Source organism: Flagellimonas onchidii (genome assembly GCF_004804315.1).
In the GTDB taxonomy this organism is placed as follows: Bacteria; Bacteroidota; Bacteroidia; order Flavobacteriales; family Flavobacteriaceae; genus Flagellimonas; species Flagellimonas onchidii.
In genome coordinates, this window is the sequence record NZ_SRXX01000004.1 from 171,773 (window position 1) to 196,086 (window position 24,314).

The 24,314-nt window shown below is 38.9% G+C and carries 23 protein-coding genes; 12 read left to right on the forward strand and 11 right to left on the reverse strand.

The window, feature by feature from the left end; translation table 11 throughout:
• Nucleotides 1–11: 11 nt before the first annotated feature.
• From E4661_RS06025 to E4661_RS06050, 6 genes are all read right to left on the reverse strand, one after another.
• On the reverse strand, nucleotides 12–944 hold the full coding sequence (locus E4661_RS06025; RefSeq protein WP_136465927.1) for a LysM peptidoglycan-binding domain-containing protein: 933 nt from the start codon (nucleotides 942–944) through the stop codon (nucleotides 12–14).
• 83 nt (nucleotides 945–1,027) lie between these two features.
• Nucleotides 1,028–2,269, reverse strand: a complete 1,242-nt coding sequence (locus tag E4661_RS06030; RefSeq protein ID WP_240751418.1) for a POTRA domain-containing protein — start codon at nucleotides 2,267–2,269, stop codon at nucleotides 1,028–1,030.
• Between the two features lie 103 nt (nucleotides 2,270–2,372).
• Nucleotides 2,373–3,116, reverse strand: coding sequence for a hypothetical protein (locus E4661_RS06035; RefSeq protein ID WP_240751419.1), 744 nt, complete (start codon nucleotides 3,114–3,116; stop codon nucleotides 2,373–2,375).
• 18 nt (nucleotides 3,117–3,134) lie between these two features.
• Nucleotides 3,135–4,136, reverse strand: a complete 1,002-nt coding sequence (locus E4661_RS06040) for a glycoside hydrolase family 113 (protein ID WP_136465929.1) — start codon at nucleotides 4,134–4,136, stop codon at nucleotides 3,135–3,137.
• A gap of 46 nt (nucleotides 4,137–4,182) precedes the next feature.
• A complete protein-coding gene (locus E4661_RS06045; RefSeq protein WP_136465930.1) occupies nucleotides 4,183–5,046 on the reverse strand; it encodes a hypothetical protein in 864 nt (287 codons plus the stop codon).
• An 18-nt stretch (nucleotides 5,047–5,064) separates the two neighbouring features.
• Nucleotides 5,065–5,790 carry a DUF547 domain-containing protein gene (locus E4661_RS06050; protein WP_417936347.1) on the reverse strand — a complete coding sequence of 242 codons (726 nt, stop codon included), beginning with the start codon at nucleotides 5,788–5,790 and terminating at the stop codon, nucleotides 5,065–5,067.
• A 233-nt stretch (nucleotides 5,791–6,023) separates the two neighbouring features.
• Between E4661_RS06050 and E4661_RS06055 the strand changes: the two genes are divergently transcribed.
• Genes E4661_RS06055 through E4661_RS06075 form a run of 5 tightly spaced genes read left to right on the forward strand, consistent with a single transcriptional unit; the run spans nucleotide 6,024 to nucleotide 11,642 of the window.
• Complete coding sequence (locus E4661_RS06055) at nucleotides 6,024–7,373, forward strand: NAD(P)/FAD-dependent oxidoreductase (protein WP_136465931.1); 1,350 nt, start codon at nucleotides 6,024–6,026, stop codon at nucleotides 7,371–7,373.
• A 10-nt stretch (nucleotides 7,374–7,383) separates the two neighbouring features.
• Nucleotides 7,384–8,988 carry a 4Fe-4S binding protein gene (locus E4661_RS06060; protein ID WP_136465932.1) on the forward strand — a complete coding sequence of 535 codons (1,605 nt, stop codon included), beginning with the start codon at nucleotides 7,384–7,386 and terminating at the stop codon, nucleotides 8,986–8,988.
• 1 nt (nucleotide 8,989) lies between these two features.
• On the forward strand, nucleotides 8,990–9,466 hold the full coding sequence (locus E4661_RS06065; protein WP_136465933.1) for a toxin-antitoxin system YwqK family antitoxin: 477 nt from the start codon (nucleotides 8,990–8,992) through the stop codon (nucleotides 9,464–9,466).
• Nucleotides 9,467–10,156 carry a glycosyltransferase family 2 protein gene (locus tag E4661_RS06070; RefSeq protein WP_136465934.1) on the forward strand — a complete coding sequence of 230 codons (690 nt, stop codon included), beginning with the start codon at nucleotides 9,467–9,469 and terminating at the stop codon, nucleotides 10,154–10,156.
• 1 nt (nucleotide 10,157) lies between these two features.
• Nucleotides 10,158–11,642 (forward strand): cellulose synthase family protein, encoded by a 1,485-nt coding sequence (locus E4661_RS06075; RefSeq protein ID WP_136465935.1) that lies wholly within the window; start codon nucleotides 10,158–10,160, stop codon nucleotides 11,640–11,642.
• A gap of 339 nt (nucleotides 11,643–11,981) precedes the next feature.
• Here the strand turns inward: E4661_RS06075 and E4661_RS06080 are convergent, their stop codons facing one another.
• The 3 genes from E4661_RS06080 to E4661_RS06090 are packed head-to-tail and all read right to left on the reverse strand — an operon-like array spanning nucleotide 11,982 to nucleotide 15,650.
• A complete protein-coding gene (locus tag E4661_RS06080) occupies nucleotides 11,982–12,839 on the reverse strand; it encodes an MORN repeat-containing protein (RefSeq protein ID WP_136465936.1) in 858 nt (285 codons plus the stop codon).
• Nucleotides 12,840–12,877: 38 nt separating this feature from the next.
• A complete protein-coding gene (locus tag E4661_RS06085; protein WP_136465937.1) occupies nucleotides 12,878–13,705 on the reverse strand; it encodes a DUF2490 domain-containing protein in 828 nt (275 codons plus the stop codon).
• Between the two features lie 7 nt (nucleotides 13,706–13,712).
• Complete coding sequence (locus E4661_RS06090; protein WP_136465938.1) at nucleotides 13,713–15,650, reverse strand: hypothetical protein; 1,938 nt, start codon at nucleotides 15,648–15,650, stop codon at nucleotides 13,713–13,715.
• A gap of 234 nt (nucleotides 15,651–15,884) precedes the next feature.
• Between E4661_RS06090 and E4661_RS06095 the strand changes: the two genes are divergently transcribed.
• Complete coding sequence (locus E4661_RS06095) at nucleotides 15,885–16,607, forward strand: helix-turn-helix transcriptional regulator (RefSeq protein WP_136465939.1); 723 nt, start codon at nucleotides 15,885–15,887, stop codon at nucleotides 16,605–16,607.
• Between the two features lie 175 nt (nucleotides 16,608–16,782).
• On the opposite strand, the gene E4661_RS06100 is transcribed toward E4661_RS06095, so the two are convergent.
• Together E4661_RS06100 and E4661_RS19265 are read right to left on the reverse strand one after the other, a co-directional pair.
• Nucleotides 16,783–17,379, reverse strand: coding sequence for a type 1 glutamine amidotransferase family protein (locus E4661_RS06100; protein ID WP_205728927.1), 597 nt, complete (start codon nucleotides 17,377–17,379; stop codon nucleotides 16,783–16,785).
• Nucleotides 17,380–17,394: 15 nt separating this feature from the next.
• Nucleotides 17,395–17,691, reverse strand: a complete 297-nt coding sequence (locus tag E4661_RS19265) for a YdeI/OmpD-associated family protein (RefSeq protein ID WP_205728928.1) — start codon at nucleotides 17,689–17,691, stop codon at nucleotides 17,395–17,397.
• A gap of 706 nt (nucleotides 17,692–18,397) precedes the next feature.
• Between E4661_RS19265 and E4661_RS06110 the strand changes: the two genes are divergently transcribed.
• The 6 genes from E4661_RS06110 to proC all read left to right on the forward strand — a co-directional run bounded on the left by E4661_RS06110 (nucleotide 18,398) and on the right by proC (nucleotide 24,297).
• Nucleotides 18,398–18,856, forward strand: a complete 459-nt coding sequence (locus tag E4661_RS06110; RefSeq protein ID WP_136465941.1) for a GyrI-like domain-containing protein — start codon at nucleotides 18,398–18,400, stop codon at nucleotides 18,854–18,856.
• Nucleotides 18,857–19,140: 284 nt separating this feature from the next.
• Nucleotides 19,141–20,505, forward strand: coding sequence for a polyprenol phosphomannose-dependent alpha 1,6 mannosyltransferase MptB (gene mptB, locus E4661_RS06115; protein ID WP_136465942.1), 1,365 nt, complete (start codon nucleotides 19,141–19,143; stop codon nucleotides 20,503–20,505).
• 217 nt (nucleotides 20,506–20,722) lie between these two features.
• The gene (locus E4661_RS06120) at nucleotides 20,723–21,337 is read left to right on the forward strand and encodes a GNAT family N-acetyltransferase (RefSeq protein ID WP_136465943.1); all 615 of its coding nucleotides are present in this window, start codon (nucleotides 20,723–20,725) and stop codon (nucleotides 21,335–21,337) included.
• Nucleotides 21,334–22,524 carry an argininosuccinate synthase gene (locus E4661_RS06125; RefSeq protein WP_136465944.1) on the forward strand — a complete coding sequence of 397 codons (1,191 nt, stop codon included), beginning with the start codon at nucleotides 21,334–21,336 and terminating at the stop codon, nucleotides 22,522–22,524. Before E4661_RS06120 ends, E4661_RS06125 begins: the two co-directional genes overlap by 4 nt.
• Nucleotides 22,517–23,491, forward strand: coding sequence for an N-acetyl-gamma-glutamyl-phosphate reductase (gene argC / locus E4661_RS06130; RefSeq protein ID WP_136465945.1), 975 nt, complete (start codon nucleotides 22,517–22,519; stop codon nucleotides 23,489–23,491). The genes E4661_RS06125 and argC overlap by 8 nt, the downstream gene beginning before the upstream one ends.
• Before the next feature lie 11 nt (nucleotides 23,492–23,502).
• The gene (proC, locus tag E4661_RS06135; RefSeq protein WP_136465946.1) at nucleotides 23,503–24,297 is read left to right on the forward strand and encodes a pyrroline-5-carboxylate reductase; all 795 of its coding nucleotides are present in this window, start codon (nucleotides 23,503–23,505) and stop codon (nucleotides 24,295–24,297) included.
• Nucleotides 24,298–24,314 lie beyond the last annotated feature (17 nt).

Here is a 24,314-nt window from a genome sequence, read left to right on the forward strand (position 1 = left end):
ACAAGAATCGATTATTCGTCGATCGTAATTTCGGCATAGTCCCTTAAAATACCATTTGTAATCCAATTGGCAAAAGCCTTTTTGTCCGAACGCAACTTAATTCCATCTTTTTTCAAAGTTTTGGAACCGTTATCAATGGTCAAAAGACTAACAGCGGGCAAGGTGTTGGTAGCTAGGTATAAACTATTTTGATCTTGAAAGATGCGTTCCACATTTTTGTAAGAACGACTTTCTATGCTATTGTTTTTGAACGCTTCTTGTATGTTTTTGGCAAATCGTTCGCCATTTTTGCTTTTACCATGATGGTACACCGCGACATCCATTTTACCATTTTCAACAGAGCCATTGGCCCTAATTACCAACAACCTTTGATATTTCCCCGCATTTTGAAGATAACGTTTATTTATTGCATCGATATACTCCTCTAGTTTTTCCTTTTCTGTATTCTCGGGTTGCCCGGTAGATGTGTTGACCTTAATGTTCCCAAATACAAAAACCTGTGCACCATGTACCATCAAAGAAGCTGCAAGGTTTTTGGTTATATCTGTAATGAAGTTGTTTTTCATGGATGCGCTCTCGACAATTAAATAATAAACCGCATCCTTTAAGGTTCTGCTCTTAAGTGACATTTGACCAAGTTCCTCATCAAAAATAGGTGTTTCCCCTTCAGATTCAAGTTTAACCACCACACCTGTCTTTTTAAAGGAATCTAATACATTGGGAATTTTATATTCCCGTCCAACATGCAACCTACTTCCATCTTTGATATTCTTGATGTTTAACTTAATAAACTTCTCATAATGGGTAACAGGATCAAGCCCTTGCTTTCGAAGAATGGAGTAAATACCATCACCAGGTTCGGCCTTTACAGTATAGTAATCGGATTGCGCAAATAGGGTACAGGTAATACTCACCCACAACAAAAATGTCGGTAAAAGTCTCATAGTTGAATTTTGATGCTGGAGTGCTATACAAATATGAGAAAAAATCGATGAAATGCAAAAATCATCGATGAAATACCTAAAATTTAAAAATATTGACCGATTCCAAATACTATTCCTTTGGTGGCATCTTTTGTAATTCCATGGCCATAATCTATCCGAAAAATAGCATTGAAGATTTTTTTATGGATGAATCTTATGCCAAAACCGGGATATATTCTAATGTTTTGACTTTCAGCAAAATCCCCAAAATCTCCTCCTGGGTTCCGCCATGAGCCACCATCGATAAAAACATTGCTTTGTAATACAAACCAATCCTTATCAATGAGTGAGTATCTATATTCTGTATTCAAAATTATGGCCGCCGTGCCTCTATCGATAATATTACCCACACCTCGAATGTTTAGGTTATTGTCTACAGCAAATGGAGCAAAAGGGGTATCCATATTACTTGAAAGTCCAAGGCGCAACCTATTGGCCCAGTTTCCTTTTTCACCAACCCTGGCATAATATGTAAAATCGTTAAACCCCACTATAAAATCTGGAAGGGTTTGACTAGCGCTATGCACATACTGAAAATTTAAACTGCTTTTGAATCCAGATAGATATTGGTAATAATACTCAATGGCATCGTAATTATAAATCAGTTTGTACAGATATTTATTCACATTTAATCGTTGGGGAACGCTTGGGTCTGTACTACCAAAAAGATAGGTGTAATCTTCAGTAAAAAAATTTAGGCCCAGTTCAACCCGATGCTTAAAATTGAACTCGTACAAGCCCAAAATCTCAAAAGATTCATTATTGTATCTGTAATCTGCAGTTCCGTCATCCAAAAAAACGGGCTCTTGGGTGGTTAAATCCTGATAATTAAATGCCAATCCAAATTTATTGCTGAACAAATATGGAGCTCTGATATGTGCTCCGAATGAATCGAAAATATCCTTCTGATAAAAACCGCCCAAAGTGATATTATTTCCCAAGACATTAAATTCCTGTAGTCCAACACGAAAGGCAAACTCATCATTATTGGAAGTATAAACACTGGCAAAGGGAATCAAGGTAAAGTTTTCCTCTATACCATAAAAAACATTGTAACTACCCTCTTCGTTAGCCGGGAATACCTGAAAATATGCATGGGACACGGATGGTAAGCGTTTAAGGCGGTAAATATCCTCGGCAATAAGCGTGGAGTCAAGCTCCATTCCGGGTTTAAGTCGTGCTATTTTTTTGATGAATGCCGTCCTAGTCCTTTTATTTCCTTGGATCTTTACATCCGCTATTGTATTTTGGGAATATCCATGAACCACAAACAAAAGGAGTAACATGGACAAACAACTTTTCATAGCAGCTTTCAATTTTCAGCTTTAAATATAGACGAATAGATTATAAAGAGTATCACAGAATCAAAAAGTATTGGACATTATCTTACTATTTTAAAGTAAAATTTACCTCAGCGAAGAGATTTACCCAATTATCTTCGCTAACTGCCAACAATGTGAAGTTATATTCATTATTTGTAACGAGTGTAGGTGGCTCCTCAATGGTAATATTCAATACCACATTATCCAATTTATAATATTGAAACATTTGATCCACTGTATAGGTTCCTGATAATAAATCGTTGTTTTCATTGGAAACTACCTGAAAGTAAATTACAGAATCGTCAATAGTTCCATCCTCCCATGAAAAAATCGGCATCACTCCAGAATCATCCAACATCACATTTTGAGGTAAATATTCGGTGGGTTTTGCGATTTGCTTTAATCGGATCGGATTGGAAAGGTGGGTTTTTCCATCTTCTTCAAAGGTTACGATTACCCATTTTTCACGAATCGGAGTGATTTCGTACTTCAACAGATAGCCGTTGAAGACATCTATTAAACTCGCATCACCTTTGCTGTAGGTTGAAAAATCGTTTTCATCTACCTCAACAGATTCAGTTTCATAAAAGTTGATGTTGGAAGCTCCTTCTCGGGGATACACAAAAATACTGACCACATCTGGGTCTTCATTACTTGCGGCACAAGCTATTACGTTGCTTCTTACAATCTCTTTCCCATTAATGTCTCTTGCCAAGGTTCCCTCCAGGAACAATTCCTCCTTATCTGAACTACAAGAAACCAGGGTCAAGAAAACAATAAAAAAACCTGAAATGCTTAAGTTACGAATCATCTATTTGGTAAATCTAACCTAATAGTCGCTATAAAAGTTTCGAATTACATTTTCTGCCGGTTTGTTTTGCGGTGTAAAACGATTATCCTCATCACCCCCTGAATCATTGTGGTGAATAAACCATTTCCAAACAAATCCTCCGGCAAACCATTCCTCTGTCCAAAACTCTTCTAAAATGGCCAAAGTGGCATTGGCCTGGGCTTCCAGGTTCACATCCATTTGATTACGATCCACTAGCCAAGGTTTTTTGGCCGTATAATCCATACTTCGATAACCAAATTCAGTAAAAAGGGTGGGTTTGTTATATTCTTCGGACAAATCTTCCAACTTGCTCTTCCATCGTTGCCAACCTGACCTCAACTCTTCTTTGGTCGGGTGTTGCTTTTCTGATAGCGGAAAATAGGCGTCTACCCCGATGAAATCCAACTTATCCCAAAAAGGCACCCGTGAATATTCATCCCAATTGGCAGCATAGGTTAATTTACCAGAATAAATTTTCTTGATTTCCTCGATGAGATTCATCCAGAAATCGGGTCGATTTTTCACAAACTCCTCGAGCTCCGTTCCGATACAATAAATATCCGATTGGGTTTCCTCCGCTAGTTGGGCATAGGTAAGGGCAAATTTGCTATATGAATCTTCAAGAATCTTCCAATCTTCCTCAGAGTTCATGGCCATATCCCCTGTAAATTCACCTCTCCATATCCAGATTTGGGGTTTTAACATCACTTTTACTCCATTCTGTTGTAATAGCTGAATGTATTGTTTTGCTCCTTTCCTGGTTTCCCCGTACCACTGTCTTTCGGTATCAAAAATTATGTTAGGTGAATTGAGGTCCCTAGCAAATCCGAAGGGCATTACGGCGGCGTAATTAGCTTGTACCTCAACAACAGGATCTACATGGTGTTGTTCCGCTTTTTCCCGAGAGCCCACAAAGCTTACGCCATTGATTTTTTCGATCCGTTGACTATTGCATGAAAATTGGAGCAGGCATAAAAAAAGGAGCCCTAATCTTTTCATAGATAAAAAATTAAGACTCCTAAAATACTGTTTTATATGTTTTAGGCTATAGCACGGCTCGTAATCCTATGTTAAATGTTTGTCCAAGACCTGTATTCTCACCTCTAACAAAGTTTGTATAGAGTACTTCTAGATTTAATTCATTGGTAAGTTGATATTTGGCACCACCACCAAGTGCCGTGAAGTTTTGCGTAAAATTGTTCCCTAAATCTAACCGTTGGTTATGTTGCGCCAAAACCAAAACTGTAAATTTTGAACTTGGAAAATAACTCAGAAACACTCCTGGGACTAGATTTAAACTATTATTGGCAAAACTTTCTTCCTTATCCCCAAAATTTAATTCTGTATTTAGTTCAGTAAACAATTGCCATTTTTTACCTGGAAAAGTGTAGTCGTAAAAGAAACGATTTTGCCAGGTGAATCCTTTTTGATCCAAGAACACCCCTGTATCCTCATCATTTTCATTACTGACCAATGGAATGGATAAAGAACTTAAGATTGAAAAATTACCCGCATTCTTGAAGGGAACAAATTTAATGGATGGTGCGATTGAAGTAAGTCCTGAAGTGTTTCGTCTTTCAAAACTTCCATCATTCTGTAGAAAATCCCGACCGTTTGCTCGATACTCTGCGATTACCCCTACATTAACTCTTCGTGTATCCGACACTCCCGTAAAAACCTCTAAAGTTGAAGTAAAGAAATTTTGTCGAATTCCCTTATCGGACTCAAACGTACTATCATCTTGGGTATAAAGATTATTGAATAGCTTAATATCCCACTGTCCTTTTCCGATCAGTTTGGATGGGGTTAAGTTCTGAATATTACTTCCAGTTTGGTCATCTTGGGCAAATCCTGCCAAAGAAGAAATTAAAAATGCTGCCGCAATGATGTGGCTTTTAAATTGTTTCATGTTAGTTGTATTAATATTTTACTTGATTTCGTTTAAGGTCCAGTCGTAAGGGTAATAACCCACTTTGGTTTTGGTTTCTAGTTTTTCTTTTCGGTATAGGTTGACATAGTCCACAAGACTTTTGCCTCCTTGGGTGAAATCACCCTTATACCATTCAAAAATTTGAGAGAGATTCACCCGCTTTCCTTTGATTCTGACAAAATTTGGGTCATTCAAGGCCAACTCGGTTTGATGCTGCAATTGTGCATCCAAAGTATTGGGCACATACGCTTTATTTATAATAGGAGGACAGCCAAGGCCTGCACAGACCAGAACAAAGTGGAACCGCGCTTCTTCGGGGAAATTCCCACGAAGTAGCTTGTTCTCGATATCATTCAATGTGATGTCCTTCCCTCCAATACTATGTTTGGTTTTATCAAAAAAACCATTGACATCCAAAGGAGATTTAAGCGGATAATGCTCCACTATACCTTTTATTACTGAAAGATTATATCCATTGATCCAAAAAGCTTGATAGGTTTTGGCATCGTTTTTTGAAACATTGATGTCTTTGGCCAATGTTATCAATTCATCTAGCCCATTAGGGTTGGCTTTGATTTCTTTATAGGCCACTCTTCCGTTTTTTACATAAGTCTTGAAAAAGGCATCAGCTTTAGTAAAAAAAGTAGAAACATCCTGGGCCGAAAGGGTGCCGGCAAAAACTACCAGTGCAAGTACGGTCAGTGTTTTTTTGATATTCATCATTGAATTTTTATGACGGTTAAAACTGATGCATCTGTCGAATGTATCCGAGATGCCATACAATTGGAACCCGATTTTTATGATTAATTTAAGAAATTATAAATCAGCTTGTTGGCGTACGAAAATTTGCTAAAAACCTTACAGCCATCCCAGAATTTAAACTCTTTCTAAATTAAGTGACAGCGTTAAGTTCATATATTTAAGGACGACACATTAGCCAACAACCCATTAAACCCATGGAGAATATTGTAATCATCGGAAACGGAATCGCTGGAATTTCTGCTGCACGTCACATTCGAAAACTATCAGATAAAAGAATCATCGTCATCTCGGCAGAGACTGATTATTTCTTTTCAAGAACTGCCTTAATGTATGTGTACATGGGGCACATGAAATTTGAACACATACAACCGTATGAAAACTGGTTTTGGGAAAAAAATCGTATCGAATTGGTCAGAGGTTATGTGACCCATGTCGATACCGAAACCAAACAACTTCAAATCGACGGCTCAAGAGCGGTTCAGTATGACAAATTAATCATTGCCACAGGATCCAAACCTAACAAGTTTGGATGGCCCGGCCAAGACCTCCATGGTGTTCAAGGATTGTATTCCAAACAAGATTTGGATCTACTTGAAGTAAATGCGCCCAACAAAGATGTATGCAAAAGAGCGGTGATTGTTGGTGGTGGTTTAATTGGAATTGAATTGGCCGAAATGCTAAGAAGTCGTGACATTCCAGTCACCTTTTTGGTTCGGGAAGAAAGCTTTTGGAATGGTGTTTTACCTAACGGGGAATCTGCCATGATCAATGAACATATCCTAGATCACCATATCGATCTTAGATTAGGCACCAATCTCAAAGAGATTGTGGCCGACGAAAACGGAAGGGTAAAATCCATCATAATAACGGAAACAGGAGAAGAACTTCCTTGTGACATGGTCGGCTTGACGGCTGGAGTTTCGCCCAATGTCGATTTCCTAAAAGATTCCGGAATAGAATTAGGACGTGGAGTAAAGGTCGATAGATTTCTTGAAACCAATATGAAGGACGTTTATGCTATTGGCGATTGTGCCGAGCAGCATGAAGCCATTGGGAATAGGCGACCCATTGAAGCGGTTTGGTACACAGGTCGTATGATGGGAGAAACGGTTGCCCAGACTATTTGCGGCAATCGAATCGAGTACAAACCCGGGCATTGGTTCAACTCCGCAAAATTCTTGGATATTGAATATCAAACCTATGGTTGGGTATTTTCAAGTAAAGGAAAAAAGGAATATGAAGCTCATTTCCATTGGCGACATCCTGAGGAAAAAATCTGCATTACTGCTGCTTTCCATAAGGACACTAACCAGTTTTTGGGCTTGAACACCTTCGGGATACGCATGCGTCATGAAGTTTTTGACCGATGGCTGACGGAGGGTAGAGATATCGATTATGTCATGGAGCATCTTGCGGATGCCAACTTTGACCCCGAGTTCTATAAAAACTACGAAGCTGACATTGCATCCAAGTACAATTCAGATTTTGGTAAATCCATCAAAGCCAAAAAGCGAAGCCTAAAACGAATTTTCCAAACTGCTTAATAAAACCAAAATGAGCACTTACGATAAAAGTATGGCCCTTACCGGGCAACCTCCAAAAATATTGAGCCGAAACCAAAAGTTGGCAACCCTTGTGGGCATGTTTGGTTTGGCAGTCATTTTGTTAGCGGCATTTAATGTTAGCTTTCCCAACAAAACCCTATGGCTCTCCATCTCTTTATCGGCGATAACTGTAGGAACCTTATGGTTTTCTTGGGATGCCTATTCCCAAAAGCTGCCTGGGATAAAGAATGATGGGGTTTGGTTCAAGTCCATTTCTAGCAAAGGATTCTGGGGATGGATAGCCGGAATTGCGTTGACAGGATTCTATATTATCCTGTATTTCTATCCTGAATATTTGGGATTGGTCAAGGGAGGAGAAAATAAGGGTGTTATTGCTTTGTTTGACCCATTAAGCAAAGCTTTAAGTGGAAATCCTGCAAGTCAGTGGTTTGTTTATGGTACACTCTATACGGTAGCGATATTGGCTTTCGGTATTAAATTCATGTGGAAATATCGACATAATCGTTACGAACGCATCCGTACCATGAGCGTGATGTTTTTCCAGACAGCTTTTGCATTCATCATTCCAGAATTAATGGCCCGTTTAAACGGTGACAAAATCCTAAACGGCGGTAGTCTTCCGTATTATGACCTTAAAAATGTATGGCCCCTGAATTATTATAACTTCGAGGGATATCGCATCAAAGGGTTTTTAAGCTCAGGAGATATTGGCTTCGCCCTTCTGATTTTTGGAATCCTGTCCGTTTTTGTGATCACCCCCATACTTACTTATAAATTCGGAAAAAGATGGTACTGCTCTTGGGTATGCGGATGTGGTGGATTGGCCGAAACTGCCGGGGATTCATTCAGACACTTAAGTGACAAAACAGTAAAAGCCTGGAACGTGGAGCGTTGGGTAGTACACAGTGTTGTGGTATTCGTTACCTTGATGACCACTGCCGTTGTTTATTCCTATTTGGGACATGATACCAGCAAATATTGGTTGACCAAAAGTACTTTTCTGATTGGAGTTACAGTGTTACTTACTGTTGTTTTTGCTTGGGTCATGTTATTTAAGCGTAAACAATTGCAAAAAGATGCCCAATATGGGGCCATCGGATATTTTGTGATTATCATGGCGCTTATTGGAATGCATTTCTTTAGCGGAGATGGCAATGTCTTTTTATTTAAATCAGAAACACTGCGCAAATCGTATTCCTTTTTAATAGGAAGCATCTTTTCTGGAGTTATTGGAACTGGGTTCTATCCCATTTTTGGCAACAGGGTTTGGTGTCGCTTTGGCTGCCCTATGGCTGCCATGATGGGCTTCCAACAACGTTTGTTCTCACGATTTAGAATCACCACAAATGGTGGTCAATGTATCTCTTGTGGTAACTGCTCTACGTATTGTGAGATGGGAATCGATGTCCGTGCCTATGCCCAAAAAGGCGAAAACATTGTTCGTTCCAGCTGTGTGGGATGTGGTATCTGCTCTGCGGTTTGCCCTCGAGGAGTTTTAAAGTTGGAAAATGGGCCTTTAAAAGGAAGAATCGACAGCAACCAAGTTTTGTTAGGCAATGATGTTGATTTAATGGACCTTGTGAACCAAAAATAAGATGCTGCGACTTTTCTTGGCTGGATTGTTTTTCCTGAATTCCTTTGCTTTCGCCAAAAAGGAATACCATAGAGAATATCATTCCAACGGTTTATTAAAATCGGAAGGATGGAAAAAAGGAGAATTTAAAGAGGACTTCTGGAAGTTTTATCATCCCAATGGTAAAATCATGGAAAAAGGACATTTTAAACATGACCAAAAAGTAGGCTATTGGTATTTTTATGACCTAGGTGGAAGACCTGAAATGGAAGGACATTATAAACAGGGAAAGATGGCCATGTGGTGGTTATTTTATGATGAGCATGGAAAAATAAATCACAAATGTCAGCTCCAGAAAGGAGTAAAAAACGGATATTGCCTAAAATATAAAAACGAAAAGTTGACCTCAGCAGAAAAATATGCCAAAGGCAAAAAAGTAAAAGAATGGTTTGATTTCAGAAGCTTTAAAAAAGAAAACAAATTATCCGATTTAAAGTAAATGGCAGATATCAAAGTCATTATTCCGGCTGTAAATGAGGGTGATTCCATTGGGAAAGTGGTATCGGAGCTACCTGACTTTGTTTCAGAAATCATTGTGGTCAACAATGGATCCACGGATGACACCCTTGAAAATGCCCAAAAAGCTGGAGCCACGGTGCTCACTGAAAATCAACGGGGATATGGATTCGCCTGTTTAAAAGGTATAGATTATATAGCAAAACAATCCAAACACCCCGACATTATCGTATTTATTGACGGAGATTACTCAGACTATCCCGAAGAACTGGATAAAGTAGTAGCTCCAATATTGGAAAAGGACATTGATTTTGTGATCGGAGCGAGGAAAAAATCCCTTCGCGAACCGGGTTCCATGACACCTCAACAGGTTTTTGGCAACCAATTGGCCACATTTTTAATGCGCTTGTTCTTTAGGGCAAAATTTACAGACCTAGGGCCTTTTAGGGCGATAAAATATGACAAATTAAGGGCATTGGACATGCAGGACAAAACCTATGGTTGGACCGTGGAAATGCAGTTAAAAGTCCTGAGAAAAAAAATGTCATATACCGAAGTACCAGTACGTTATAAACGCAGAATAGGCGTTTCAAAAGTATCAGGTACCATAAAAGGTACTATATTTGCAGGCATAAAAATCCTAGGTTGGATATTTAAATACAGTTTAAAATAATATGGGACTAACTATTGCTATTTTAATTATCGCTATTTATAGTACAGCCTTGATTTTGATTTTCTTTTACAGCTTGGCTCAGCTCAATCTTCTGATAAACTATCTAGGCAATAAAAGAAGAAATGAGGAAGCCCCAAAATTCAACCTTTTAGACCCAAAAGAAATCCCTTTCGTTACCATTCAACTTCCCATTTACAATGAGGAATATGTAATGGAACGCCTTCTTGACAATATTTCCAAAATCGAATATCCAAAAAGTAAACTGGAAATTCAGGTTTTGGATGATTCCACAGATGATACTGTAATTGATACTGCAGAAAGAATAAAGGAACTTCAGGAAACTGGACTGGACATCCAACATATAAGAAGGGAAAACCGCCAAGGTTTTAAAGCCGGCGCTCTTAAAGAAGGGTTGGCCATTGCAAAGGGAGAGTTTATCGCCATTTTTGATGCTGATTTTCTTCCTGAAAGTGATTGGCTTAAAAAGACGGTTCCTTATTTTAAGGATGAAGAAATAGGAGTGGTTCAAACAAGATGGGGACATATTAATAGGGATTATTCCACCTTGACAAAAATTCAAGCATTCGCTTTGGATGCTCATTTTACTTTAGAACAAGTAGGCAGAAACTCCAAAGGCCATTTCATCAATTTTAATGGCACGGCCGGAATCTGGAGAAAGGATTGCATCATCGATGCCGGTAATTGGGAAGGTGATACTCTTACCGAGGATTTGGACCTGAGCTATCGTGCGCAACTAAAAAATTGGAAGTTCAAGTATTTGGAAGACGTTGAAACTCCTGCAGAACTTCCGGTGGTAATCAGTGCAGCTAGATCACAGCAGTTTCGATGGAACAAAGGTGGTGCGGAAAACTTTAGAAAATCTGTTTGGAGTGTCGTTACAGCAAAGAATATTGATTTCAAAACCAAATTTCACGGAGTAATGCACCTTTTGAACAGCTCTATGTTCCTTTGCATGTTCACTGTTGCGATTTTGAGCATTCCAATGTTGTATATCAAGAACTCTTTCGGACATTTAGCGTGGGTTTTTGATGTAAACAGATTCTTTATTATCAGTACAGTTATCTTGTTCGTATGTTACTGGTTTACCTACAGGAGCATTCAGGGGAGTGGCTTTGATAATTTTGTGGATTACATTAAATTGTTCTTTACCTTCTTCTCTGTCGCGTTGGGCTTCTCACTGCACAATTCCATTGCAGTTTTGGAAGGCCATATGGGTAAACGAAGTGAATTTGTTCGAACACCAAAATTCAATATCAATAACCTTACCGATAGCTGGAAAGGGAACAAGTATTTGGCTAAAAAGCTTTCGCCAAATATGGTAATAGAATTTGCTTTAATGATATATTTCCTATACGGAATGTACCTGGCGGTTCCATTCAACGATTTCGGACTTTTCCCATTCCACCTTATGTTATTCTTGGGCTTTGGTTTCGTGTTCTTCAAGTCCTTGACTTCAAAAGCTTAATCTTTTACTTTAGTGGGGTTTTAGTCTTTCGCAAAAAGATTGATTTGCGGTAATGAGTAACCTGACTTAAGTTTCGCAGCTTATTAGATTGTTGGGGTCAACAAAAATATAGATTGGGATACTTTGTTTCTATTCTAACCCATAGTGTGTTTGGAAATTCCTTAATTCAAAAAACCGTCAGTTCTAGTTTTTTCCAAGAAAAAAGTATCGAGAACAAGGTTTTTGTCCTAAAATTCTAATTCTCGATACAATTTTTCAGGATTCTTTCCTGAAAAAACACTCGAGTTGACGAATTTTCATCCAAGTGAACCACGAGTTATTTTAAAAAGCTAAGGTTGGTTACGGTTTATTGGCTGCAATCAGTTTGTCATCTTCCCAAATACCACTTGCTACAACTTTTCCATCCTTTCCATAAAAGGTGCCTTCACCTGTTCGTTGATCATCTTTCCACAATCCTACAAACTTCTCGCCATTTGACCAGTGGTATGTTCCTATGCCATGACGCTTATCATTACTGTACTCTCCTTCGTACGACTGTCCATCAGCCCAATAAAAGGTGCCATTTCCATGACGTAGATTGTTTTTCCACTCACCTTCATAACGACTCCCAGTGCTTAAAATAGCAACACCCTGTCCTTGAGCCTTGCCGTTTTTAACCTGTCCAACATAATGCACTTGACTCCCTTTGCTGCTGGTAAAAGTAAGATACTCTCCAAACGATTTTTGTTGTACCAAACGCCTCATCCGTGATAACTGTACTTTGGCCTTCTCCAAAGCAAAACTTATCGAATCATATTGTTTAATCTCTCGGGGAGTGGCTACCATATGAACTTGATTTGTGTCAATAGACTTTTCAGTCTCTTGAAACGAATCGGTTACAATCTGACGGTGCATATCATCCATCTTTTCGGCAAGAGCTATACGCAATCCTATTCTAGAATCACTAATTTCCTTGAACAAACGATCCTGCTCGCGATAAGATTGCAAAGCTTGTTGGTAATTACCATCTACCAGAAGAGAATCTATATCCAATAATTGCTGATGTAGTGCTATTTGTTCCGAAAATCGTTCGTGCGTTGTTATTTGTTCTTGAAGGTCATTCTGCAAACCTTTGGTTTTAAACAATAATGAGACGGTAATTCCCATTGTCAAAGCCAACAAAAGACAGAGCAGATAGGTGGTTTTTATGTTTCCCATGATGATTACTGTGCACGGTTTATAGTAACATGTACGTATTAATCATCAAAATGGATTGCGGGAAGCTTATTTTTTACTTTTCTGATATCAGGAGAGAAGTACACATGGAACCGCATAGTCCAGTTTTGTTTAAAAATTCCTGGATTATCAAAAGTTTGTCCTTGAGAATACATTAAACCAGCCGCAACTGTTACACGAGGGGTTAGAATATAACCGAGCGTGGTAGTTAGTCGAAGGTCTTCCATAACACTGCCCACTACAGCTTTCCCGCTTTGCATAATCAACTCTGCCTCTGGGGAAACATAAAGTGTTTTAGACTCAAGTTTATAATTGTTCAACGGAACTTTTGCACGTAACATGTATCGCCAACGGTTTCTAAAAATGTACTCGCTGTTCTCTTCAAAGCCTTGGGTCCAACGATGTTCAATACGAATACGATGATAGATCATGGCACTGTACAGCGGTTGCGCAAATTGATATTGGTGCCAAATACGCCATTCGGGCACCACTTTTCGTGCAGTGGAGGATTCATCGGTGTTAAAGTTTACTCGAACCACACCTCCAAGACTAAAATTGGTTTTCTTGGAATAAATGTACCCAATGGCATGCCTGTTGTAAACCTGTCCTATTTGTCCAATAAAAGGGGTGTCCTCAGTTTCTTGGAAACGAAAGTGAGTCTGTGCATCCCAGTACAATCGTTTTGATATTCTAATTTTTCCATACGTATTGAACCATACCTTTGTCTTGGCATCCTTAAACTTTGATTTAGATGGCAAAACCTCTTGCGCCTTGGACTCTTGCGGCAGCACAAAGAGCATGACAAGCAGGACCGAAATATATGTGTATTTGTTCAAGGCCGATTTCATTACAAGTCTACTTGTTTTCCGAAGATTTCAGGTTGAACAATTGTAAGACCACTTTAGGGTCTTGTGCTTTTTTAAGTTTTCGCTCTAACTTGGATGTATTCTCATCACGCATCTGTAACATCCGCTGATACGAATCATCCAATAACTGTTTGAGTTCTTCAGTATTTTCACAACTCAGATTCAATGTCACCTCATCCAGCAGAAATGGCACAAGTACGTTTCGATATGCATTTGTGACCCGTTTTTTTACCTCCTCGTTCATAATAGTGGCCATAAACGGATTCCATACATCATCTTGGTATTTTTCTTCTATACTTTTCCACCGCTCAGGCTGTATCGCTATGGTTTTGGTAAGTCCATCCAACTGTTGCAGACATTCGATTACTTTGTTGCCAAAATCGATTTTAGTGCTTTCGTCTTTCATTGTTGCATACTGCTCCAATTGAGCATCCGCCAAATCTTGAATGCTCTTCATTGCAGCTCTTTCTGATATGGACAATCCTTGATTAGCAGAATCTACTACTTGGGTAATATGATTGGAGAGGGCAATCATTTGTTCTTCAAGAGCTATAAACTCTTGCTGTTTGCTTTCCTTCAACAGTTTTTCGTTCAATATCCTTGCGATACTTTCAAGGCTCAAGGCTGCATACTCGGTAATTTGATGTAAAGCAGCTATGTCGTTTCCTGAAAAATCAAATTCGTCTGCCTTCGGCCCAACATAGGTCCTATCTTTTCCCTCAACATTAACTAAAATTGTCTTGGAGGGGATTCCATCAAGCCAAAGATTGTCAAACAATTGCTCCCTCGGCAAGAACTCAAGGATATCTTGATTTTGGTATTGGATTATTTTACCAATAGGGTTTAAAAATCTTTTCGAAATTTTTGAAGCAGCCCCGTATAAAAACTCCGCCTCTTTATCTGAGCGCCTTAAAATGTTCAGTTGCGTGTTTTCGAGCAGTGATTCACTTGTTTTTTTAGAAATTGCATATTGAGTACCAATTGTCTGCAATTGGCTATTTTCAACTGAATCCAATGGAAAGTACGCCACCTTGACCTTGAACCCGGGGGTAAACTCAGATTTTCCCAAAACCGACAAAAAAGTATCCAACTCCTTATAATGTCTCAGATTCTCCGTCAACAATTGCTGTATTCCGTCTTTGATGGTAAAGGATATTTCGGGCTTTTGTTGTTTTATTTTAATCAGCTCAATAAAACGGTCATCTAAACTTATGATTTTAGTTTGCCCTGGTATAGCACCGAAATCCTTTGAGATTGTATTTCCATCTGCCGAACTATACTCCATTTTTTGAAGAAATCCTTCGTTGAAATACCAACTTTCCGATATATTGGAATCCTCATCAGAGTAGAGTGTCCAAACATCATGGGCCAGCCCGTTTCTAAGAAACCTTCCGACCATGCTGTTATGTTCGTTTTCTATCCTGAAGCTTTTCTGCGGAATACCTTGATCAAATTCTAAAGTACTTGCAAACAAGATTTGTTTTGCCTCTGAATCCTCAATTTCTTTGATTTGATAGGTCCATACTCCATCAGGTTTTCCCTGAACAATGTTTCCTTGGGTTTCGGTTTGTTTGCCGTTAACCTTTACCCGGTATTGGTAGCCTACTACTTCGGTCTCACTGCCCGATTGAAACTCCCCAAACTGAAATGTCCACCTTCCTGCTGGATATCCATTCTGAAAACCGCCTTTAAATGAAAAGAAGTCATCGGTGTTCTGGAGCAGTGCATTTAAATTGGACCTGTGTAGATTAAAGTTTCCATCTAAAACCGTATCAGTATCTTTTAAAACATAGGTGTACTCAGCTTGTCCCTCAAATTTTCCAACTTTCAAAGGCCCTTCAAATTTGTGCCGTTCTTGAGCGTATATCACCTGGGATAACACCATCGACAACAAAAACAATTTTAAATAAGATTTGATATCCCCCATTTTAAACATATATGTTTACGTATTTGCACTGACATTGGATCTTGACTCTTTAAAAAGTTATGCATTTTGTTTGAAAAAAACCTCAAAATCAACTCATTACAATACACTCTATTCATAAACCCTTAAATCCCGACAACCAATTCTTCACTTTCAAAAATCAAAATAGTTACATTTATGCTGTTCGATTTGGTTTCGTTCAGCAGACCATGAGTAACAAGTGCACTATAAATTTGAATGGAAGAAAAACCTAGACTCTCGCGACTTACAGCTATTTTGACCCAGTTACAATCCTCAAGGATTGTAACAGCAAAAACATTGGCTGAAAAGCATGATGTGAGTATCCGAACCATATACCGGGATATTCGCACTTTGGAAAAGTCAGGGGTTCCGATTATCACCGAAGAAGGAAAAGGGTATTCCATGATGGAAGGCTATCAATTGCCCCCGATTATGTTTACGGAAGATGAGGCCAATGCACTGATAACCGCTGAACAATTAATCCTAAAAAATAAGGATGCCTCTTTTGTGCAACATTATTCAGAAGCCATTCTAAAAATAAAAGCGCTGCTTAAAGGTTCTCAAAAAGACAAGGCTAGTTTGCTTACGGATCGTGTTTACTTTACCGATAACTTTTTACACCAAAGGACCAGTAACTATCTCATGCGCATTCAGTCGGCCTTGATCAATTTTCAGGTTTTGAACATTGATTACCTCTCCTTGAACAAGGATTTCACGAACCGGGACATAGAACCCTTCGCCTTATATAGCACCCAAGAAAAATGGTTGCTTATTGCCTATTGTCGCCTTAGAAAAGCGTTCCGGGTGTTTCGAATAGACCTCATCCAAAAAATCACCAACACCTACGTGCAATTTGAATCGCACAATATGACCTTGGAAGAATATTATAAATCGTATGATGCCTATTATCAGGATCATCCGGAGCTCAATGGGAAATGAAAGGAGAAAAAAGTGTGGTTTTTTCAATGGCACTTATCGGTGAATTGTATGGTGTCGTAGCGGGTTACGTGAGTTTTTCTTTCAAATTACCACTAATGCTCGGGCGAGTGATAATGCTCAAAATCAGCACTGAACCCGCTATGCACTATACAAAGTGTTGTGTGTTCGGCTTTTATTATTCACTCCAAATTCCATTTTTAAATAATTGAAACCATTTCTCAATTTCATCATTAGGTTTCAGTTGTATCTTCTTAAATATCTCAACTGCAAATTCAATTGGAGCAATTCCATTTGCTGTAATGATATTTCTGTCGGTCACAGCTAATTGGTTTTGATAATTCTCTTGTCCATTATATTCTGGAACAACTGCCTTTAAATATCCTAAGTCATTACTTGTATGATGTACATTATCCAAAAGTCCTAACTGTCCTAGATAGAAAGTTGCTCCACAAATTACAGCAATTGGCTTTTCATTGTCAGCCAGTTCTTTTACAAGATTATCAATAGCTTTTATCTCTCTTTTTTCCCAAGCTGTACCTCCAGGAAGAATTAATAAATCAACATTTTCAGTATTTATTTCTTTGAGTGAAGTTGTCGGCTTTACCTGCAATCCTCCCATCGATGTTACCAAATCTCCATCGACAGAGAAATAGATCAATTCGAACTGCTCACTTTTATTAATTTCAGGGGTCAAGTAAGCAAGTTCCCAATCCGAGAATCCGTTAAATATAAATACACATATTTTTTTCATATTCTTTCCTTTTATTTTCATACTAAACGTTAGAGGTCAATAGTATTTCTCAATTCCCCCAAAGCCTTTTATTAATTTATTGTCTTTTGTCTTACTAACAAAATTATTTAATCGCTTTTCAAATTCATCAGGTCTTTTTCTTGCACTTTCAATGTACGCAATTCTAATTCGTTTATATGGTTCTGTAAAGTTTTGAAAATTTCCCCAAACTTCATTATCTGCTCTTAACTTCGTTATTATGTCCTCAGAGAAAATGAAATTTTGTTGAACGACATTTTTAACTTCGTCTTTAATTAAACTGTGAATTAAGTTGTTTTCAGAAAGCCATTTCAACCGTTCAATGTTTGGTTGTGAAAAGTTTGACTTCTTTCTTCTTTTACAAAATCTTTGAATAGATGTCGTTTCATTCAACGACTTAACGGTACTGTCAATCCAACCAAAGCAGAGAGCCTCTTCAACGGCATCATTATAAAGTATTCGCTTTTTGTTCGTTTTCTTTAAAGGATACTCTAACCAAATATCATCTTCGGTCTTAAAGTTATCTTCAAGCCACTTTCTCCATTCTTTTCTGTCGGTGAAATATTTAGTTACCTGAATTCGATTAATAATTTATGGCACAACAGTCTGACTATAAGGCTGTAAAATAAACTTGAATGTCCTGCAAGGTCTTTTTGACCTTGTAGGTTTGATTCAATTTACCCAAAAATACCTACAAGGTTTTAAAAACCTTGCAGGAAAATACAATGGATTAAATATCAGTATGTTAGAAATCGAACTCAGGTTAGTTGTTAGTTCACTCATTTTTTACTTCCTAATTGAATAAATGCACGGTCTTTCTTTAGCTGACACACAACGTCTAAGCTAAGAATCGTTTTAATGATTCCTTAGCGTCCGATAAGTGAAGTTCGAAGTTTTTGGATTAAAAAGTCATCCGAAATTGACGGATACTGGACTTAAATTGACCAATCCAAAACACCCCTGACACACCCTTGTCATAAACCCTAAATAGTTTTGTGTAAATCTTAAAAACGCATTTATCATGACAAGCACAAAAAGAGACGAATTAACCATTGTTGGCTTATCCATTAGAACTTCCAACGACCCAGGGAAAGCAGATAATGACATCCCAAAACTTTGGCACAGGTTTATGGATGAGAATACCGTAAATAGAATTCCCAATAAAGTCGATGAAACATTATATGCCATTTATACGGATTATGAGGGAGATCACACCCAACCCTATACCATGGTCATTGGCTGCAACGTTTCCAAGCTCGACAACATTCCCGAAGATATGACCGTCAAAATGATTCCCGAATCCAATTACACCCTATTCACTGCCAAAGGCGACCTTACCAAAGATGCTGTGATCAATACTTGGATGAAAATCTGGAATGCTAATCTTAAAAGGGCATACACCACGGATATTGAAGTCTACGGGGAAAAAGCCATGAATCCAAAAGATGGTGAAGCTGAGATTCTAGTTGCTACGGAATAGTTTTGACAGATAAATAATTCACGCAATGAAACGTCAGTTCGAGTGATTTTTTGTTGGCTGAGCGAACGCTTATCGCTAAAGCTTTAGTGTAAGCATAGTCGAAGTCAAAAAATCGTATCGAGAACTGTATTCGAATCGAAATTCTTGTTTTCGATACAAATTTTTCACGTGTCAACAGTGAAAAATTCACTCAAACTGACGAATTCCAGTAAAATATATTGGACATTAGACCCATTCAAAATATATTTTCATAATTTTTGCTGACCTAAAAATGTTGGTTAGCAATGCCTCATAACATCATAAAACTTTGGAAGCTTCATAAAATCCCATTGCTCCTGTCATTTGCTAGCATGCTGTTTTATGTAAGCTTTGCTTATGACTTAAACCGGACAGATTTTCCAAAGCTATTGGGTCTTTTTATCGCCCTCTTTTTCCTCCATTTTAAGTTGATTCAGTTCCAAAAATGGAACTTTAAGTTTCTATTGATTTCAGGTATTCTGTTTCGATTGGTTTTTCTTTTGGCCGAACCCAATCTGTCCCAAGATTTTTACCGCTTTATTTGGGATGGGGAATTGATAAAAAATGGCATCAATCCCTATTTAAACGTCCCCAACGATTTAATTACACAATCCAATTTGCCCATCGCCAATGCCCAACAACTTTATGATGGTATGGGAAGTTTGAGCGCAAAACACTTTAGCAACTACCCCCCACTCAATCAAATTATATTTACCATAGCCGCTTTTTTGGGAGGTGGAAGTGTGCTTGGTTCCATTATCGTCATGCGTCTGACCATTATTCTGGCAGACATCGGAATCCTATATTTCGGAAGAAAATTGCTTCAAAAGCTGAACAAGTCCAACCATATGGCCTTTTGGTATTTCCTAAACCCATTGGTCATTATCGAATTAACCGGCAACCTCCACTTTGAAGGGGTAATGTTGTTCTTTTTTGTCTGGGCTTTGTATTTGATCGCGAATAAGAAATGGTTGGTGGCTGGCCCCATCTACGCCATGTCCATAATGGTCAAGTTGGTTCCCATTTTGTTCCTCCCGTTGTTCCTGAAATATTTCGGATTCAAAAAAAGCACGCTCTTTTATGCAGCGGTTGGTATTTCCTGTATACTTCTCCTACTCCCTTTTTATTCATCCTCGTTTATCGATAATTATTCGGAGACGGTGGGTCTTTGGTTTTCCAATTTTGAATTCAATGCCGGCATCTACAACCTAGTGAAACATATAGGAGTAAACTTTTTTGATGCCAAACCCTGGATTTTGGTCAAAGACTATGGTAAACTAGTGGCAATATTCGTAGTAGTAGCCACTATTTTGATAGCTTTTCTAAGGAAAAACCAAAATTTGGGCACTTTGATTACCTCGATGTTAATGGTTCTTACCACTTATTATTTGTTGTCGAGCACGGTGCATCCTTGGTATGTTATCTTCCTTTTAGTACTGGCCATCTTTACGGAATATCGTTATGCCATAGTATGGTCGTTATTGATTATCCTTAGTTACTGGGCATACTCCAACGGGGAATACGAAGAGAATCTTTGGCTATTGAGCATTGAGTATATCGCGGTTATTGGCTTTTTGATTTATGAATTAATGGCTAAAGGAGGAAAAAAGTTAGATTTCTTCAAAAAATAAACGTCAATCTAGGTCGATTGGAATTAATTTGTACTTTTAATCCCGTAATGAGAGGACAAGCATACATATTAACTCCAATGAGCATCCAAGCTCCAGTTCGTCCATTCCCACGTCGCCGTCGCCCGTAAGGGTGCACATCAGTCTATGGAAATAGGTGAGTCCATTTCCGCAAAATCACAAGATCAAATTTTAGTTTTTAGTCAATAATCCAATAGCAATGGAAATCATAATTGCTAACGAGTCACATTATAAATACGCCAAAACCATTAGCGATACCATTACCGAATCCGCAAAGGTTAGAGGTACTGGTATTGCCCAACGAACTCCCGAATATATCACGAAGCGATTGCAGAATGGCAATGCGGTCATCGCTTTGGATGGCGATACTTTTGCTGGCTTCTGTTATATTGAGGTTTGGGGAAACAAGAACTTTGTTGCCAATTCAGGACTGATCGTCCACCCAGATTACAGAAATCAAGGATTGGCCAAAAAAATCAAGAAAGCCATTTTTGAGTTGTCCAAAGAAAAATTCCCAGATGCCAAAATTTTCGGAATCACTACCGGATTGGCTGTAATGAAGATGAACTATGAGCTTGGCTACAAACCTGTTACCTTTTCTGAGTTGACCGATGACCCCGAATTCTGGAAAGGGTGTCAAACCTGCAAAAACTTCGATATCCTAACGCGTACGGAAAGGAACATGTGCCTTTGCACCGGAATGTTGTATGACCCCGATGGTCAAAAACCTGAATCAAAAAAATTAAACGGAAAAGCTTTTAAACGATTAAAAAGCATCAAGGAAACCCTTTTCCTAAAAAAGAAATCAAAATGAAAAAACTAGTACTGGCCTATAGCGGTGGATTAGACACTTCATATTGCGCAAAACATCTTTCAAAAGAGGAAGGCTATGAGGTGCATGCGGTAAGTGTGAACACTGGTGGGTTTACCCAGGAAGAAATCAAGGAAATTGAGCAGAAAGCCATCGAACTTGGAGCTACGTCCTACACCTCCTTGGATGCGGTGTCCACCTTTTACGAAAAAGTGGTCAAATATCTCATCTTCGGAAATGTGCTCAGAAACAACACCTATCCACTATCGGTAAGTGCGGAGCGAATTGTACAAGCCGTTGAAATCGTCAATTACGCCAAAAAAATAGGAGCCAAATACATCGCCCACGGCTCCACAGGCGCTGGGAATGACCAGGTGCGGTTCGACATGATTTTTCAGACCATCGCTCCCGAAATTGAGATTATCACTCCTATTAGGGACAACAAATTATCCAGAGAAGCTGAAATAGAATATCTCCAGCAAAATGGAGTGGATTACCCATGGGAGAAAGCCAAATATTCCGTTAACAGAGGCCTTTGGGGTACCTCGGTAGGTGGAGATGAGACTTTGACCTCTCATTTGCCACTGCCAGAAACTGCCTATCCTAGTCAATTGGAAAAGCAAAGTTCCAAGCAACTCAAATTGACTTTCAACAAAGGAGAATTGGTTGCTGTTGATGGAGAAACTGGAAATCCTGTAGACAATATTGAAAAATTGGAGGATATCGCATCCAAATATGCCATTGGCAGGGACATCCATGTGGGTGATACCATCATCGGTATAAAAGGAAGGGTTGGTTTTGAAGCGGCGGCTCCCCTTATCATCATAAAAGCGCACCATTTGTTGGAAAAGCACACCTTAAGCAAATGGCAACAATATCAAAAGGAGCAAATGGCCAACTTTTATGGGATGCTATTGCATGAAGGAAACTATCTGGATGAAGTGATGCGAAATATTGAAGCGTTTTTGGCCGATACCCAAAAGAACGTTTCTGGAGATGTTTTTGTGACTCTTCACCCTTATCGATTTGATTTGGACGGGGTTTCCTCTCCACACGATTTAATGAATGCTTCCTTCGGAAGTTATGGTGAGATGAACAAAGGCTGGACCGCGGATGATGCCAAAGGATTTATTAAAATTCTGTCCAACCCAGGAAAAATTGCGAACCACGTAAACCAAAATCATGATTAAAGTTGGTATTATTGGAGGGTCTGGTTATACAGGAGGTGAATTGATTCGATTACTCCTCAACCATCCTGATGCAGAAATTGATTTTGTTTTCAGTACTACTAGAGCTGGAAAACCAATTACCTCTGCCCATGCGGATTTGTTGGGCGTAACCAGTTTGGAATTTACTGGCAAGGTAAATCCTAGTGTAGATGTGGTTTTCTTGTGCTTGGGTCATGGCAATTCGTCAAAATTTTTGAAAGAAAATGACTTTGATTCCAAAACCAAGATTGTAGATCTAAGCAACGAGTTTAGATTAAAAGCCGATGCTACTTTTCAAGGAAAAACATTTGTCTATGGTCTTCCAGAATTGTACAAAGAAAATATCGTGTCGGCAGACAATATTGCAAATCCTGGATGCTTTGCCACTACCATTCAATTGGGGTTACTTCCTTTGGCAAAAGCAGACTTGTTGCAAAACCAAGTGCACGTCAACGCCGTGACTGGTAGCACGGGAGCAGGGGTTGGACTTTCCTCGACCTCACATTTTAGCTGGCGAAATAATAACGTTTCATGGTACAAACCCTTTACCCATCAACATTTGGGTGAAATTGGGGAAAGTCTGGATTCCTTTGGAAACAAATCAGGAAAATTGTTCTTCTTGCCTAACCGGGGGAATTTTACGAGAGGTATTTTAGCAACCAGTTATACCGAATTTGATGGTAGCCTGGAAGACGCGCAACAATTGTATCAAGATTTTTATAAAAATGATGTCTTTACCCACGTTTCGGATGAACCCATTCACTTAAAACAAGTGGTAAACACCAACCAATGCCATGTGCATTTGCACAAACACGAGGATACTTTATTGGTGACTTCGGCCATTGACAACTTATTAAAAGGAGCTTCCGGGCAGGCGGTCCAAAACATGAATTTGATGTTTGGATTGGAAGAAACACAAGGATTACAACTAAAAGCAGGAGTGTTTTAAAAAAATAACAGATGAAAATAACAATCATAGGAGCGGGAAATTTGGGATTGTCCATAGCAAAAGGTGTTTTACACAGCAATGGAGCCACAACCATGTACCTGACCAAAAGAAACACGTCGGAAATCAAGGAATTTGAAAAGTATGGCAACGTAACCGTTACATCGGATAACAAAGAGGCTATCCAAAATTCAGATACTTTGATTTTTGCGGTGCAGCCAGGGCATTTCGGTTCCATTTTGGAAGAAGTAAAAGACCTTTTGACCGAAAACCATGTGATCATCAGTACCATAACTGGTTTCAGTATTTCAAAAATTGAAGAAATCATCGGTTCGGATAAATATATCATCCGAAGTATGCCTAATACAGCCATTTCGGTAGGAAATTCCATGACCTGCATTTGTAGCAATGAATTGGGCAAAAAACGAATTGATTTGGCCAAAGCTATTTTCAACAGAATGGGGCATACCTTGGAAATTCCAGAAGAACAAATGCAGGCGGCAACAGTAATTTGCGCCAGTGGGATTGCCTTCTGGATGCGCTTAATTCGAGCTACAACGCAAGGAGCCATTCAACTTGGATTTGACGCCAAAGAAGCCCAAGAATTGGCCATGCATACCTGTAATGGAGCCGCTAGTCTATTGATTGAGTCCGGAAACCATCCGGAAGAGGAAATCGACCGTGTGACCACACCCAAAGGATGCACCATAGAGGGATTGAACGAAATGGAACACCAAGGATTAAGCTCGTCCCTAATAAGAGGTATTGTGACTTCTTTCGAAAAAATAAGTAAAATCAGAAAAGGATAAGCTCGTGGCAGTTATCG

Coding starts and splice junctions, on each gene's coding strand:
- E4661_RS06025 (WP_136465927.1), bottom strand. CDS start 944: ATGAGACTTTTACCGACATTTTTGTTGTGGGTGAGTATTACCTGTACC.
- E4661_RS06030 (WP_240751418.1), bottom strand. CDS start 2,269: ATGTTACTCCTTTTGTTTGTGGTTCATGGATATTCCCAAAATACAATA.
- E4661_RS06035 (WP_240751419.1), bottom strand. CDS start 3,116: ATGATTCGTAACTTAAGCATTTCAGGTTTTTTTATTGTTTTCTTGACC.
- E4661_RS06040 (WP_136465929.1), bottom strand. CDS start 4,136: ATGAAAAGATTAGGGCTCCTTTTTTTATGCCTGCTCCAATTTTCATGC.
- E4661_RS06045 (WP_136465930.1), bottom strand. CDS start 5,046: ATGAAACAATTTAAAAGCCACATCATTGCGGCAGCATTTTTAATTTCT.
- E4661_RS06050 (WP_417936347.1), bottom strand. CDS start 5,790: ATGATGAATATCAAAAAAACACTGACCGTACTTGCACTGGTAGTTTTT.
- E4661_RS06055 (WP_136465931.1), top strand. CDS start 6,024: ATGGAGAATATTGTAATCATCGGAAACGGAATCGCTGGAATTTCTGCT.
- E4661_RS06060 (WP_136465932.1), top strand. CDS start 7,384: ATGAGCACTTACGATAAAAGTATGGCCCTTACCGGGCAACCTCCAAAA.
- E4661_RS06065 (WP_136465933.1), top strand. CDS start 8,990: ATGCTGCGACTTTTCTTGGCTGGATTGTTTTTCCTGAATTCCTTTGCT.
- E4661_RS06070 (WP_136465934.1), top strand. CDS start 9,467: ATGGCAGATATCAAAGTCATTATTCCGGCTGTAAATGAGGGTGATTCC.
- E4661_RS06075 (WP_136465935.1), top strand. CDS start 10,158: ATGGGACTAACTATTGCTATTTTAATTATCGCTATTTATAGTACAGCC.
- E4661_RS06080 (WP_136465936.1), bottom strand. CDS start 12,839: ATGGGAAACATAAAAACCACCTATCTGCTCTGTCTTTTGTTGGCTTTG.
- E4661_RS06085 (WP_136465937.1), bottom strand. CDS start 13,705: ATGAAATCGGCCTTGAACAAATACACATATATTTCGGTCCTGCTTGTC.
- E4661_RS06090 (WP_136465938.1), bottom strand. CDS start 15,650: ATGGGGGATATCAAATCTTATTTAAAATTGTTTTTGTTGTCGATGGTG.
- E4661_RS06095 (WP_136465939.1), top strand. CDS start 15,885: ATGGAAGAAAAACCTAGACTCTCGCGACTTACAGCTATTTTGACCCAG.
- E4661_RS06100 (WP_205728927.1), bottom strand. CDS start 17,379: ATGAAAATAAAAGGAAAGAATATGAAAAAAATATGTGTATTTATATTT.
- E4661_RS06110 (WP_136465941.1), top strand. CDS start 18,398: ATGACAAGCACAAAAAGAGACGAATTAACCATTGTTGGCTTATCCATT.
- mptB (WP_136465942.1), top strand. CDS start 19,141: ATGCCTCATAACATCATAAAACTTTGGAAGCTTCATAAAATCCCATTG.
- E4661_RS06120 (WP_136465943.1), top strand. CDS start 20,723: ATGGAAATCATAATTGCTAACGAGTCACATTATAAATACGCCAAAACC.
- E4661_RS06125 (WP_136465944.1), top strand. CDS start 21,334: ATGAAAAAACTAGTACTGGCCTATAGCGGTGGATTAGACACTTCATAT.
- argC (WP_136465945.1), top strand. CDS start 22,517: ATGATTAAAGTTGGTATTATTGGAGGGTCTGGTTATACAGGAGGTGAA.
- proC (WP_136465946.1), top strand. CDS start 23,503: ATGAAAATAACAATCATAGGAGCGGGAAATTTGGGATTGTCCATAGCA.